The sequence below is a fragment of the Streptomyces sp. NPDC056948 genome (genome assembly GCF_042674225.1).
Lineage (GTDB): Bacteria > Actinomycetota > Actinomycetes > Streptomycetales > Streptomycetaceae > Streptomyces > Streptomyces purpurascens.
Genome location: NZ_JBHUQX010000270.1, coordinates 1 through 13271 on the forward strand (window position 1 = coordinate 1; position 13271 = coordinate 13271).

At 69.5% G+C, this 13271-nt stretch carries 12 protein-coding genes and 1 pseudogene; 5 read left to right on the plus strand and 8 right to left on the minus strand.

Annotation, left to right across the window (positions count from 1 at the left end):
- Positions 1 to 50: 50 nt before the first annotated feature.
- From ACFTZL_RS29345 to ACFTZL_RS29375, 7 genes and pseudogenes are all read right to left on the minus strand, one after another.
- On the minus strand, positions 51 to 2243 hold the full coding sequence (locus tag ACFTZL_RS29345) for a xanthine dehydrogenase family protein molybdopterin-binding subunit (protein ID WP_382588595.1): 2193 nt from the start codon (positions 2241 to 2243) through the stop codon (positions 51 to 53).
- On the minus strand, positions 2240 to 3220 hold the full coding sequence (locus ACFTZL_RS29350; RefSeq protein WP_382588597.1) for an FAD binding domain-containing protein: 981 nt from the start codon (positions 3218 to 3220) through the stop codon (positions 2240 to 2242). The genes ACFTZL_RS29345 and ACFTZL_RS29350 overlap by 4 nt, the downstream gene beginning before the upstream one ends.
- A gap of 11 nt (positions 3221 to 3231) precedes the next feature.
- A complete protein-coding gene (locus tag ACFTZL_RS29355) occupies positions 3232 to 3885 on the minus strand; it encodes a (2Fe-2S)-binding protein (protein WP_382588598.1) in 654 nt (217 codons plus the stop codon).
- Between the two features lie 248 nt (positions 3886 to 4133).
- Positions 4134 to 4223: pseudogene (locus tag ACFTZL_RS29360) on the minus strand (oxidoreductase); the annotation flags it as partial.
- A 28-nt stretch (positions 4224 to 4251) separates the two neighbouring features.
- Positions 4252 to 5097, minus strand: a complete 846-nt coding sequence (locus tag ACFTZL_RS29365; protein ID WP_382588600.1) for an SDR family oxidoreductase — start codon at positions 5095 to 5097, stop codon at positions 4252 to 4254.
- A gap of 75 nt (positions 5098 to 5172) precedes the next feature.
- On the minus strand, positions 5173 to 5940 hold the full coding sequence (locus tag ACFTZL_RS29370; protein ID WP_382588602.1) for an SDR family NAD(P)-dependent oxidoreductase: 768 nt from the start codon (positions 5938 to 5940) through the stop codon (positions 5173 to 5175).
- 136 nt (positions 5941 to 6076) lie between these two features.
- Positions 6077 to 6646 (minus strand): ester cyclase, encoded by a 570-nt coding sequence (locus ACFTZL_RS29375; protein ID WP_382588604.1) that lies wholly within the window; start codon positions 6644 to 6646, stop codon positions 6077 to 6079.
- Between the two features lie 214 nt (positions 6647 to 6860).
- Here ACFTZL_RS29375 and ACFTZL_RS29380 point away from each other — a divergent pair, with 214 nt between their 5' ends.
- Complete coding sequence (locus ACFTZL_RS29380) at positions 6861 to 7829, plus strand: helix-turn-helix domain-containing protein (protein WP_382588606.1); 969 nt, start codon at positions 6861 to 6863, stop codon at positions 7827 to 7829.
- A 184-nt stretch (positions 7830 to 8013) separates the two neighbouring features.
- The gene (locus tag ACFTZL_RS29385) at positions 8014 to 8991 is read left to right on the plus strand and encodes an aldo/keto reductase (protein WP_382588608.1); all 978 of its coding nucleotides are present in this window, start codon (positions 8014 to 8016) and stop codon (positions 8989 to 8991) included.
- 470 nt (positions 8992 to 9461) lie between these two features.
- Here ACFTZL_RS29385 and ACFTZL_RS29390 read toward each other — a convergent pair whose 3' ends face one another.
- Complete coding sequence (locus tag ACFTZL_RS29390) at positions 9462 to 9980, minus strand: aminotransferase class V-fold PLP-dependent enzyme (RefSeq protein WP_382588610.1); 519 nt, start codon at positions 9978 to 9980, stop codon at positions 9462 to 9464.
- A 349-nt stretch (positions 9981 to 10329) separates the two neighbouring features.
- Between ACFTZL_RS29390 and ACFTZL_RS29395 the strand changes: the two genes are divergently transcribed.
- The 3 genes from ACFTZL_RS29395 to ACFTZL_RS29405 all read left to right on the plus strand — a co-directional run.
- Complete coding sequence (locus ACFTZL_RS29395; RefSeq protein WP_382588612.1) at positions 10330 to 11403, plus strand: hypothetical protein; 1074 nt, start codon at positions 10330 to 10332, stop codon at positions 11401 to 11403.
- Between the two features lie 126 nt (positions 11404 to 11529).
- A complete protein-coding gene (locus tag ACFTZL_RS29400) occupies positions 11530 to 11982 on the plus strand; it encodes a hypothetical protein (RefSeq protein WP_382588614.1) in 453 nt (150 codons plus the stop codon).
- 2 nt (positions 11983 to 11984) lie between these two features.
- On the plus strand, positions 11985 to 13271 hold a 1287-nt coding region (locus ACFTZL_RS29405), incomplete at its 3' end, for a M64 family metallopeptidase (protein WP_382588616.1).

Below are 13271 nucleotides of genomic sequence, written 5' to 3' on the forward strand. Positions count from 1 at the left end.
GGGGTCAGGTCGGCCGCCGGACGGTCGGGCGAGGACTCACAGTCAGGTGCTCAGAGCAGGGCTTCGGCGGTGATGGGCAGTTCGCGGACGCGGCGGCCGGTGGCGTGGAAGACCGCGTTGGCGATGGCGGGGGCCACGCCGATGTAGACGACCTCGCCGAGTCCCTTCACGCCGATGGGGTCGGCGTCCAGGTCCTCACCGCCGTCGAGGAAGATCCCTCGCAGGTCGGGGATGTCGGCGTTGACCGGGACCATGTAGTTGGCGAAGTCGGCGTTGACGATCCGGCCGTCGCGGTGGTCGGTGACGGTGTGTTCGAGGAGTGCCTGGCCGATGCCGCCGACCATGCCGCCGAGGGCCTGGCTGTCGGCGAGCTTGGGGCTGATGATGCGGCCCGCGTCGAAGACTCCGAGCATCCGCCGCACCCGTACCAGTCCGAGTCGGGCGTCGACGGCGACCTCGGCGAAGATCGCGCCGTAGGTGTACATGGAGTGGCGGGCCTCGCCGGGGGTCCAGGTACCGAGGACTTCGAGGTGGGTGCGGTTGTTACGGGCCAGCAGCTGCCGGTAGGTCTCCCCGCGTGCCGGGTCGCGCTGAATGTGCAGGCGTCCGGCGCGGACCACGATGTCGCTGGCGTCGGCGCCGTACAGGGGTGAGCGCCGGTCCTCGACGGCGAGCTTGATCGCCTGCAGACGTACTTTGTCGCAGCCGTCCTGGACGGCGGAGCCGACGTTGGTCATGGTCTGCGAGCCGCCGTGGGGCGGGGTCGGCGGCATGGTGGAATCGCCGAGCCGGAAGGTGACATTGCGCATGGTCAGGCCGAGAGCGTCCGCGGCGACCTGGGTGTGCGAGGTGTAGGTGCCAGGGCCCATGTCGCTGGTCGCGGCCTCGACCAGGGCGGTGCCGTCGGCGTCCAGCCTGACCCGGGCCTGGGCTGCGTTCCGCAAGACGTCGTAGGTGCCGGCGGCCATGCCGGTGCCGATCAGCCAGTCGCCGTCGCGGGTGGAGCGCGGCCGCGGGTTGCGGCGGTGCCAGCCGAACTCGCGGGCGCCGACGGTGTAGCACTCGCGCAGCCTCCGGGTGGAGAACGGCAGTTGCTCGGCCGGGTCCTCCTCGGGTTCGTTGCGCTGGCGCAGCTCGATGGGGTCGATGCCCAGCTCGTGGGCGAGTTCGTCCATCGCGGACTCGATGGCGAAGCCGGCGGTGGCGAAGCCGGGGCCGCGCATCCAGATGGGCGTGTTCACGTCCAGCGCCACGGTCCGGTAGTCCTGGCTGACGTGGGGCGCGTTGTAGAGCATCTGCCCGGTGTGCAGGACCCTCTCGGTGAAGTTCTCGTAGGTCGAGGTCTCGGCCTTCAGGTGCTGGAGCATGGCGCTCACCCGGCCGCGCTGGTCGCTGCCGAGGCGCACCCGGTACTCGTACGAGGGCCGGTAGCCCACTCCGAAGTACAGCTGCCTGCGGGTCAGCATGAGCTTGACCGGACGCCCCGTCTCGCGGGCGGCGAGGGCCGAGATGGTGATGTGCGGCCAGGCGCGTATCGCGTTGCCGAACGCGCCGCCGACGAACGGGGAGATGACATGTACCGAGTCGTTCGGGATGCCGAAGACGGCGGCGATGTCCTTCTGCGTGCCCTTCGGCCACTGGGTCTTGTCCCACAGGGTGAGCTTGTCGCCGTCCCAGCGGGCGATGGTGGCGTGCAGTTCCATCGCGTTGTGATGGGCGCGGGCCTGCTGGTAGGTCGCGTCCACCTTCACGGGGGCCGAGGCGAACGCCTTGTCCGCGTCGCCCCGCGCATAGGCCTGGGGCTCGCCGGCCGGCGCGGAGGCCATGTCGGTCGACGTCTTCTCGGCGTCGTAGCGGATGTCCACCAGCTCCGCCGCGTGCTGGGCGGCCTCCAGTGTGGTGGCGACCACGACGGCAACCGGCTGACCGCGGAAGAGGACCCGGTCGTCCTGGAAGACCCGCAGCTGCCTGCCCGGCGGATCGAACGACTCCGGGTTGCCCCGGTAGGGCAGCACGGGTGCGTTGAGGTGGCTGATCACCTTCAGTACGCCGGGCTGGGCGAGGGCGGCGCGGGTGTCGATGCCGGTGATCCGGCCGCGGCCGATGGTGCTGTCGACGACGACGGCGTGGACGACGCCTTCGATGTCGTGCTCGGCGGCGTACGTCGCCCTGCCGGTCACCTTCAGCCGCCCGTCCACGCGGGACAGCGGCGATCCGACGGCTGCCTGCGGCTGCGGGCTCACTTGGTACCTCCTACGATGCGCAGCTGGCGCTCGACGCTGCGCTTCAGCAACTCGACCTTGAAGCGGTTGTGCTCCAGCGGGCGGGCCCCGTCGGCCGCCCGCTTCGCGGCCTCGGCCCACAGGGACGGCGAGGGCCGCTCGCCGACGAGGTGCTTCTCGACGGCGGGGAGCTTCCAGGGCACGGTGCCGACGCCGCCGGCGGCCACTTTCGCCTCCCGTATCACCCCGCCCCGGATGTGCAGGGCCACGGCCGCCGAGGTCAGCGCGAACTCGTACGACTGCCGGTCACGCACCTTCAGATAGCCGGACTTCAACGGGCGCGGAAGGGCTGGGATCTCCACGGCGGTGATCAACTCGCCCTTGCGCAGGGCCTGTTCGCGGTTCGGGGTGCTGCCCGGCCGCAGCAGGAAGTCGGCGAAGGGGATGCTGCGTGCGCCGTCCGGGCCGAGCAGGTGCACGTTCGCCTCCAGTGCGGCGAAGGCCACGGCCACATCGGAGGGGTGGGTGGCCACGCAGTCGTCGGAGGTGCCCAGGATCGCGTGGGTGCGGTTGTAACCTTCCCGCGCCGCGCAACCCGAGCCCGGCTCACGTTTGTTGCAGGCCGCTGTCACGTCACGGAAGTACGTACAGCGGGTGCGCTGCATGATGTTGCCGCCGATGGTCGCCATGTTGCGCAACTGGGCCGACGCGCTCAGCTCCAGCGCCTCCGAGATCACGGGGTAGGTGGCACGGACCTTGGGGTGGGCGGCGGCATCCGCCATCCGCACCAGGGCTCCGATGCGCAGGCCCCCGCGGCCCGTGACTGATATCTCGCCCAACGGCAGGTCACTGATGTCGACCAGTGCGCCGGGGCGCTCGACGGTCTCACGCATCAGGTCGACCAGAGTGGTGCCGCCGGCGATGTAACGCCCGCCGCCGCGGCCTGCGTTGACGGCCTCGCGGGTGTCCGAGACCTTGGTGAAGGAGAAGGGAAACATGGTGGCGGGCCTCATTTCCCGTGAGCGGTCTGCTCGACCGCGCGCACGATCTTCACGTAGCAGCCGCAGCGGCAGATGTTGCCGCTCATCCACTCCCGGATCTCGTCCTTGGAGCCGGTGTGGCCCTCCTGGATGCAGCCGACGCCGGACATGACCTGTCCGGGCGTGCAGTAGCCGCACTGGAAGGCGTCCTCTTCGATGAACGCCTTCTGCAGCGGGTGCAGTTCGTCACCGGAGGCGAGGCCCTCGATCGTCGTGACCTCGGCGCCGTCCAGACGCACGGTCAGCGTCAGGCAGGAGTTGACCCGGCGCCCGTCGACCAGCACCGTGCAGGCTCCGCACGCACCCGCGTTGCAGCCCTTCTTCGACCCGGGCAGGTCCAGGTGTTCGCGCAGCAGGTCGAGGAGCGAGGTCCGGTTGTCGACCGTGACGGTGTGCCGCTTGCCGTTGACGGTCAGCGAGACGCGACTGCTCGGTGGTGTCTCGGCGGCGGCCGCCTCCCCGGCGCCCAGCAGGGGCGACCCGGTGACCAGGCCGCCGGCGACGACGGCACCGCCGACCGCGGTGGTTGTCGCGATGAACGTGCGCCGGGACGGTGCCGAAGCAGGCTCGGCAGAGGGATCGGTGGAGGGGGGAACGGCTGACTCGGTGAGTTCAGTGGACATCTCTACGCTTTCGGATCGGCGGAAGGTCGAGGGCCTTGCTCGTCGGAGTGCCCGGAGGCGGAACCGGTTCGTCTCAGCCCGTCTCGCTGGTCACCACTGGGGTGAACAGCGGTCCCGTACTGGTCGGTTGCGATGAAAGATGTGGCGGCAGAACGTGAGGAATTCCGCTGGCCTGCCGAGATGCGCGGTGCCGGTCGTGCGTGGCGGTCCGGCGTCGTTGGTCAGCGTGTGGGAGGGAGGGCGCTCGGTCAGTGAGCGGTGAAGCCGCCGTCGACGGGGAGAGCGACACCGACGACGAGGCTGGCCCCCGGACTGCACAGCCAGAGAACGGCTACGGCACCGAGTCTCTCCGACCGGCAGCTCCCACTAGGCGCTGGTGTCGTCGTGGCCCAGGTCGCCGCCCAGTTCGCGGGAGGCTTCGGCCTGGGCGAGGAGTTCACGTGCCTTGGCCTCGACGCCTTCGATGGCGTCGGCTCCGGCGACGAAGCGCTGCAGGGGCTTGTCCTGGTCGGCGATGGTGAGCAGGGCGCGGGCGAGCTTGGCGGGGTCGCCGGTCTGCCGGCCGTTCATGCTCTTCCAGGCGGCGATGGTCGCGGTGGTGCGCTCGGCGTAGTCGTCGATGGTCGGCTCGGGCCAGGTGGTGGAGGCGTCCACGAGCAGCTCGGTGCGGAAGAAGCCGGGCTCCACGACCGTGGTGTGGATGCCGTAGGGCTCGACGTCGTAGCGCAGCGACTCCATCCAGCCCTCGACGCCGAACTTGGAGGCGGCGTAGGCGACGCAGAACTCCTGGCCGATGATGCCGGCGGAGGAGGAGAGGGTGATGACGTGGCCGGCGCGCTGCTTCCGCAGGACGGGCAGGACGGCGCGGGTGACGTTCATGGGACCGAAGAGGTTGGTCTCGATCTGCTGGCGCATCTGCGCGGGCGTGATCTCCTCGAAGTAGCCGGCGAAGAAGTTCCCGGCGTTGTTGATCAGGACGTCGATGCGGCCGAAGCGGTCGACGGCGGCCTGTGCGGCGGCCTCGGCGTCCTCCAGGCTGGTGACGTCCAGCTTGGTGACCAGCAGGTTGTCCTGCGGCCCGCCGAGGGTCTTCTCGACCTCTTCGGGGCGGCGGCCGGTGGCGACGACCTGGTGGCCGGCGGCGAGGGCCTCGCGGGCGATGTCCGTGCCCAGACCGCGTCCGGCACCGGTGACGAGAATGACCTTGCTCATGAGGGGTTCCTTTTTCAGGCGCCGTAGCCCGGCGCTCAGTGGGGTGTGGTGGTGAGGTGTGCGTGTGCCTGTGGGTCAGGCCTGGTCGGTGGGCATGATCCACAGTTCGCCGACGGAGGCGTGGCGGGGGCGGGTGACCATGTAGGCGACACCGTCGGCGATGTCGTCGGGGGCGAGGACCTCGGTCTGCTCATAGAAGGTGCCGATCGCTTCGCGGACCTCGGGCTTGTGGTCGTTGTGCGAGCCGAGCTCGGTGTCCACGCCGCCCGGCTCCAGGACGCCGACGCGTACGTGGCGCTGGGTGACCTCCTGGCGCAGCGACTCGGTGAAGCCGTTCACGCCGAACTTGGTGAGGTTGTAGACGCCGTAGCCTTTCCAGGCGACGCGGCCCGCGATGGAGCTGATGTTGACGATGTCGGCGACCCGGCGCGGCCCGTCCTCGGCGGCCTTGAGCAGGTGCGGAAGGGCTGCGCGGGTGGTGTAGAGCAGGCCCTGGACGTTGACGGCGATCATGCGCTCCCATTCGTCGGCGTCCGCGCCGACGACGGGGCCCAGGAGCATCAGCCCGGCGTTGTTGACCAGGGTGTCGAGGCGTCCGAAGTGCTCGACGGTCCGCTGTACGGCGGCCTCGGCCTGGGCGCGGTCGGTGATGTCCGCTTCCACGACGAGCGCGGTGCCGCCTGCCTTCTCGATCTCGGCGGCCAGGTCGGTCAGGCGGTCCTTGCGGCGGGCCACGAGGGCGACGGAGGCGCCGTCATCGGCGAGCCGGCGGGCGGTGGCGGCGCCGATACCGCTGCTCGCGCCGGTGACGAGCGCGACGGTACCGGTCAGTTTCGTTGCCATGGGGGTGTCCTGTTCTTCTTCGTTCTCTGGATGTGCGGTGTGGGGCCGACGGGGAAGCCGTACGTGCCGACGGGCGTGGAGCGCCGGTCATCGCAATGGCGTAGGGGGAAGGCGGGGGAAGCGCGGCGCTCCGCTGCTATGCGGCGGGGATGGCGCCCATCTGTTGGAGGATGCCGAGCATGTCGAGCTGGGCGCGCTCCTCGACGATCTTGCCGTGGGACAGGCGGTAGAACGCGAAGCTCTCCGCGTGGATCTTCTTGCCCGTGCCCTCGACTCCGGCGAAGGGTCCCTCGTGCGTGCCGGTCATGGTGTAGCGGATGGCCACGGTGTCGCCCTCGGCCCGCATGTCCTCCACCGTCCACTTGAGGTCGGGGAAGGCCTTCATGTTGGCGGCGACGATGCCGAGGTAGGTGTCCCGGCCCTGCTGTGTCGTTCCGCCGAAGTGCATGACGATGTCCGGGCTGATGAACTTCCTCGCCAGCGCGGGGTCGCCGGTGGGCAGGAACTCGCTGGTGAAGCGCTGCATGACGCGCTTGTTCACCTGCGCGGTTCCGTGGTTCCACGAGACGGACTCCGCCGTGACGCGAGACGACGAGCCGGAGCCGGCGTTGCCGCCGGCCGCGTCCGCGGCACCCGATCCGAAGGCCGCGAGGCCGAGCGCTCCCAGCGCCGTGACGACGACGGCCAGCTTGGTGTATCGACGCATGATTCGTCCTTCTGATTCCGAGGATCGCAGCGCCGACGGCGCCGCAGAGGGGCTGGATACGGCTGCAGAAGCGCCGCCGTATCCGGGCCGTTCACACCGCCGTGCGCGGTGCACCACCAACAGAACCGTTTGTCACGGGCGTGTGGGAGTCCCTGATGAGGGGGTCACTGAGAGGGACTCCCAGCCAGCGGGAAGCGTTCGTAGAGTGGAGCACATGGCAGGAAGAAACGATCCTTATGGCACCAATCGCGATATCCGCGGTGATTTCCGTGCGGAGATCCGGGAATTCCTGGGCACGCGACGGGCCAGGGTCACCCCTGAGCAGGCCGGACTGCCCGCGTACGGTGGAGATCGTCGGCGGGTCACCGGGCTGCGCCGGGAGGAGGTAGCCCTGCTTGCGGGCATCTCCAGCGAGTACTACACCCGGCTGGAGCGCGGCAACGCCACCGGCGTGTCCGAGAGCGTCATCGACGGCATCGCGCAGGCACTGCGGCTCGACGAGGCCGAGCGCATCCACCTGCTCGACCTCCTGCGCGGCGCCGGTACGACCAGTCCTCCGCGCCGTCGGCCCGCCCAGCAGCGTGTGCGACCCGCGGTGCAGCGCGTCCTCGACTCGATGACCGGCACCCCCGCGTTCGTCCTCAGCGGACGCCTGGACATTCTGGCCGCCAACGCCCTCGGGCGGGCGCTGTTCTCACTGGTCTACGCCGACCCGGTGCGGCCGCCGAACAACGCCCGGTTCGTCTTCCTCGACCCGCACGCACCCGAGTTCTTTCGCGACTGGGACGAGGTCGCGAACGACGTGGTCGCCATGCTGCGCGCCGAGGCCGGCCGCGATGCCTACGACCGGCGGCTGACGGACATGATCGGGGAACTGTCCACCCGCAGCGAGGACTTCCGTCGCCGCTGGGCAGCCCACAACGTCCGCATCCACACCACCGGCCTGAAGCGTCTCCACCACCCGGTCGTCGGCGACCTCGACCTGCCCTTCGAGACCTTCCCTCTCGGGGGCGACGCCAGCCAGAGCCTGCTCACCTACACCGCTGAGCCCGCGTCACGTTCGCAGGACGCCCTGAACCTGCTGGCCAGCTGGGCCGCCACCACTGACGACATCGACGAGTCCGAGCCGGTCGACGACTCCGAGCCGGCTGAGTCGGCCGGGTCGGCCGAGACCTCCGACTGACCGACAATCCGCAGCGCCTGCCCCCGGTGACGGCATCGGGAGGGTCCAGGCACAGCGCGGCCTGCTATGCGACCGGCCCGTCCAACAGGCCGTCGGAAGAGATCCCTTTCCACCTCGTGGGACCCACGCCACGGCGTACGGCGCCGGGCGTCCGCAGACACCCGAGAAACACGGAGCATCACTCATGAAGCACATCAAGCTGGGAAACCTGGACGTTTCCCGCATCGGTCTGGGCACGATGGGCATGAACGCCTTCTACACCGGACACAGCCAGGACGACACCGAGTCGATCCGCACCATCCACCGGGCGTTCGACCTAGGCGTCACCCTCATCGACACCGCCGAGGTCTACGGACCCTTCACCAACGAGGAACTCGTCGGACGGGCCGTCAAGGGCCGTCGCGACAAGGTCGTCGTGGCGACGAAGTTCGGTTTCCTCTCGCACTCGGGCCGCGCCGCTGGCTCCCTGGACAGCAGCCCCGCGAGCATCCGTACCGCGGTCGAGGGCTCCCTGAAGCGGCTCGGCACCGACTACATCGACCTGTACTACCAGCACCGGGTCGACCCGGACACCCCCATCGAGGACACCGTCGGCGCGCTGGCGGAACTGGTCGCCGAGGGCAAGATCCGCCATATCGGTCTGTCCGAGGCCGGGGTCGGGACGATCCGCCGTGCCCACGCGGTCCACCCGGTCACCGCCCTGCAGTCGGAGTACTCCCTGTGGACCCGTGACCCGGAGGAGGAGGTGCTGACAGTGCTGCGCGAGCTGGGCATCGGCTTCGTGCCGTACTCGCCGCTCGGCCACGGCTTCCTCACCGGCCAGATCCGCTCGACGGACGACCTCGCTGACGACGACTGGCGCAAGACCAACCCGCGCTTCATGGGCGAGAACTTCCAGCGCAACCTGCGCGTGGCCGACGAGGTCAAGGCCGTCGCCGACGAGGTCGGCGCCACCCCGGCGCAGGTGGCCCTGGCCTGGCTGCTGGCCCAGGGCGACGACATCGCCCCGATCCCCGGCACCAAGCGCGTCGAGCGCGTCGAGGAGAACACCGCCGCCGACGGCATTGAACTGAGCACCCAGCAGATCGCCAAGCTCGACAACCTCACCCCGGCCTCCGGCGCCAGCCACAACGAGGCGGGCATGCGGCTCCTGGAGCGCTGACCCGGCTTGCCCGCCTCCGGCACAGCACGGTCATGCGGGGAACGTTCCGACGAGGTGGCCGCCATCGACGCCCTCGGCACCGGGAAGCGAAGTCGCCCCGCCCCGGAGGGCATCCGGCTCGACTCGTTCAGCCGTCGCTGAGCCGCCTGGACCACAAAGCCGCCCCACGCGATGCGCGCGGAGAGGGCCACGACCGGGTGTCGTGGCCCTCTCGCGGGTCCTGCATGGGAGTTGGGCCTGCCTCTGCCGGCGTGGCCGGGAGATTCGGCGGGATCCGCCCGTAGCGGGTGTAGAGGTTGCCGCTCTTGCGTCCCTCAACGACGTCGAGGAGGTCGGCAGTGCTGTCGAACGCGAACGTCGAGTGGTTGTAGAGCGGGGTGTGGATGGCTCCCTCGGCGTCGCGCGTTCGCCAGCGTGGACACTGCGGGTGGACATTCCGTGCTCGGTGGACTCGGTCATGCCTCCCCTGCTCATCGTCGAGTTCTTCTACGCCGGGCGGTCGGCCCGGTCTGCGCGGCAGCCGCCCGGATGAGGGCCGCTGCCGCCGTCTCGATGTCCCCCGGTGTGGTCCAGCGGCCCAAGGAGAGCCTCAGTGCCCCGAGCGCACGTGCCGGAACGACGCCCATGGCGGTCAGCACCGGGGAGGGGGTGTGGGTGCCGCTGTGGCAGGCCGAGCCGGTGGAGGCCGCGATCTGGTCGGCAGCGGCGAGGAGGGCGCGGCCGAGGACGCCGTCGATGCTGACGTTGAGGGTGTTCGGCAGGCGGTTCTTCTCCGGGCCATTGAGGTGGACGCGGCCGGGGAGGGCTGAGGTCAGCAGCTGGTGGAGGTCGTCGCGCAGGGCCGCGATGCGGGCAGGGGCGCCGTCGGCGAACTCGGCAGCCGCGATCCGGGCCGCGGTGCCGAGCACGACGGCCAGGGCGACATTCTCTGTTCCGGCGCGCAGGCCGCGCTCCTGGCCGCCGTCGTAGACGGCCGGCTCCGGCTCCACGCCGTCACGCACGTACAGCGCGGCGCGCGGCCGGCGCCTTGGTCGCGGGCATCCTTGCCGACGCCCTCGGCCTGAACGCCACCGTCATCGCCGCCGCGGTCCTGACCGCTGCCTCCGGGCTATGAAGTGGGCAGTCTCAAGATGCCGCCAGCCACGGCACCATGTCTGACGAGAGTCGCAGTGTTCGAATCATGTTCGATATATTTGATCGCGGAAGGTGGAAGTAACCCCTGTAGCTGGAGGTGGGTGTCATGCCACAACGCACCTGCGTCCGAGCCCGGCATCAAGCTCCACCCCCGACGCGGTGGCGAGACATTCTGAGGCGTCTGGTGAACCCGGGAAGCGCAGGATGATCATGATGAGCGGCCGCCACCTCCTCCACCTTCGTTTCGGCGTTCCGGACGGCCACGACGCTGAACTCCCCGAGCGGCTGCGCCGCTTGCTGGAGAACGTCACACCCCGCGTGCAGATGATCCAGCCGCACTCGGCTGTCCTGGACCTCACCGGGGCGATCCCGTACTGGAAGCGGGACGCCCGCGCGCTGACCGAGTTGGTGCAGTTGCGCGTGCTCGCCCACTTCGGCCTGCTCAGCTCGGCGGGTTGCGCGCCCAACCGGATGCTCGCCGCGATGGCCTGCGCACTGACCCCGCCCGGGCGGCGCACCGTCGTCGACGACTCGCCCGAGGCGATCGCCGCTTTCCTGCGCCCGCGTCCGGTCCGGGAGCTGCCCGGTGTGGGTGGGAAGACGGCCGCGACGCTCGGCGAGTTCGGTCTGCACACCGTCGGGGATGTCGTCCATGTCCCCCAGCTCACGCTGCAACGCCTGCTCGGCGCCCGGGCCGGCCGCGCCCTCCACGAGCATGCACAGGGCCGCGACACCCAGGTCGTCGACCCCACCCCGACCCCGGCGAGCATCAGCGCCGAGCACCTGCTTGTCCGCGACGAGCTCGACCCGGCCGAGCACCGGCGCGCACTTCACGCCCTCGCCGACGAGCTCGGTGCCCGCCTGCGCAGCACCGACCAGATCGCCAGCGGGTTGACCTGCACTATCCGCTACGCCGACCAGAGCTCGACCCGCCGCAGCCGTGCCCTGCCCGAAGCGACTCAGCACACCGTGCTCCTGGCCCGCGCGGCGTACGCGGTCTACGAATCCCTCGGGCTCCAGCGCGCCCGGGTCCGCAGCATCGCACTGCGCGCCGATGCCCTTCGCCCGGCCCACCAGGCCACGCGACAACTCACCCTCGACACGCATGACGACAAAACCCTCGCAATCGAAGCCGTCGCCGATCGCGCCCGCGCCCGCTTCGGACGCCACGTGCTCTACCCCGCCGCCCTCGCCGTGCGGCATGAGCGCGGCAGCCCGAGCACTTCCTTGCGTCACGGCCATCGCCGCAACCCTGATATGCCATCGCAGACTCACTAGCTGTGCAGGCGACGACCTGTGGGGCCAACAGTGTTCGATCGCTGAAGAAATGTGCAGTTGCGATCACGGGCTCTGGCAGAACACTGGAGATACGGGATGCGTTCGCGCGGGAGAGGGGATGCGACCGTGACGACCGGTGAAGGCAAGGGCTACGCCGCAGTGCGGCTGATCTTCGAGTACGAGGGAGCAGACATCCGTCTCATCTCTCGGCAGCAGGTGGAGATGATTCCGCCGCCCAGCGATCAATTGGAGAACCTGCGGGCGGCGCAGGGCTTCTGGGTCGAAGTCCGCGACACCGAGCGGAATGCGCTGTACCGACGCATCCTGCACGATCCCGTGCGGCACGATGCCGAGGTCTTCTCTGAGGATCCCGAGCGGACGATCGCCAGAGTTCCGGTGCAGACGCCCCGGGGCGTCTTCGCGGTTCTGGTGCCTGACATCGAGGCGGCGGACCAGGTCGTGCTGGTCGGCAGCCCGCTTGGCCACGGCCAGGCGCTCGCTCCTGCGGCCGAATTGGCACATTTCGCCCTGCGGCCGGGCACGGACGAGGGCCCAACCTCAGGCGAGAGGGGGACCTGAAAATGACCGCAGCCGACGGAACCGTCATCGGCACTACGAAGATCGTCGACAACGGGTCAGCGGCCTCTCGCTGGAACCTGGTGATCATGGGTGACGGCTACACCAGCGCACAAATGGGCAAATTTGCCAACGATGCCCAGTCGTTCGTGAACACGCTCTTTGCCACCCCGCCCTTCGGTTCGCTGCGCCGCGCCATCAACGTGTACCGCGTCGACGTCAGCTCGAAGGACAGCGGCGCCGACGACCCCACGGCGTGCGGCGGCTCCGGGACGGTAGCCAAGACGTACTTCGACGCGTCCTTCTGCACCAACGGGGCCCGTCGGCTTCTGGTCGTCAACGACACCACCGCGCTGACGGTGGCGGGTGGCCAGGTCCCGCAGTGGAGCATGGTGATGGTCGTCGTGAACTCCACCGTGTACGGCGGCTCCGGCGGATCTGTGGCGGTCTACTCCCTCGCAGATGGCGCCAACGAGATCGCCCTGCACGAGATAGGGCACACGGCCTTCGGCCTGGCGGACGAGTACGAGTACTACCTCGGCTGCGGCGTGGACACCGACCGCAACAAGCATCCCGCCGTGGAGCCGGCGCAGCCCAACGTCACCATCGACGTGAAGGCGACGAACAAGTGGCAGGACCTGATCCTCCCGGCCACCGCCATGCCGACGACTGACAACCCCAACTGCTCGCAGTGCGACACCCGGCCAAGCCCCGTGCCAGCCGCCACGGTCGGCACCTTCGAAGGCGCCCACTACTACCACTGCGATGCCTACCGTCCTCAATTCAACTGTCGCATGAGGGCGCTGAACCACCCCTTCTGCGCAGTCTGCAACCGGCGGATCCGCTGGACACTCGAGCGCTCCATGCCGCGCATGGTCCAGCTCGTGGGCTCAGTCGCCAGGACGTCGGGTCACTTGGACGTCTTCTGGCCCGGCACGGACGGCAAGGTGTGGACCCAGTGGTGGGACCAGGCCCCTGGGCAAAACTGGCACGACCATGCCCCGTTCCCCATCGCCAGCAACTTCGCTGTGCCACCTGCGCCTTGGGGCGAGGTCACAACGGTCGCCAGGATGCCTGGGCACCTGGATGTCTTCTGGCCCGGCAAGGACGGCAAGGTGTGGACTCAGTGGTGGGACCAGGCCCCTGGGCAAAACTGGCACGACCATGCCCCGTTCCCCATCGCCAGCAATTTCCCCGTACCGCCTGAGGTGGGCTTCGCTGCGGTCGCCAGGACGTCGGGTCATCTGGATGTCTTCTGGACCGGCACGGACGGCAAGGTGTGGACTCAGTGG

Bases quoted from the DNA above. Each gene is read 5' to 3' on its own strand.
- ACFTZL_RS29380 (WP_382588606.1), top strand. From the start codon at position 6,861: ATGGCAGGAAGAAACGATCCTTATGGCACCAATCGCGATATCCGCGGT.
- ACFTZL_RS29385 (WP_382588608.1), top strand. From the start codon at position 8,014: ATGAAGCACATCAAGCTGGGAAACCTGGACGTTTCCCGCATCGGTCTG.
- ACFTZL_RS29375 (WP_382588604.1), bottom strand. From the start codon at position 6,646: ATGCGTCGATACACCAAGCTGGCCGTCGTCGTCACGGCGCTGGGAGCG.
- ACFTZL_RS29350 (WP_382588597.1), bottom strand. From the start codon at position 3,220: ATGTTTCCCTTCTCCTTCACCAAGGTCTCGGACACCCGCGAGGCCGTC.
- ACFTZL_RS29370 (WP_382588602.1), bottom strand. From the start codon at position 5,940: ATGGCAACGAAACTGACCGGTACCGTCGCGCTCGTCACCGGCGCGAGC.
- ACFTZL_RS29355 (WP_382588598.1), bottom strand. From the start codon at position 3,885: ATGTCCACTGAACTCACCGAGTCAGCCGTTCCCCCCTCCACCGATCCC.
- ACFTZL_RS29365 (WP_382588600.1), bottom strand. From the start codon at position 5,097: ATGAGCAAGGTCATTCTCGTCACCGGTGCCGGACGCGGTCTGGGCACG.
- ACFTZL_RS29395 (WP_382588612.1), top strand. From the start codon at position 10,330: ATGATCATGATGAGCGGCCGCCACCTCCTCCACCTTCGTTTCGGCGTT.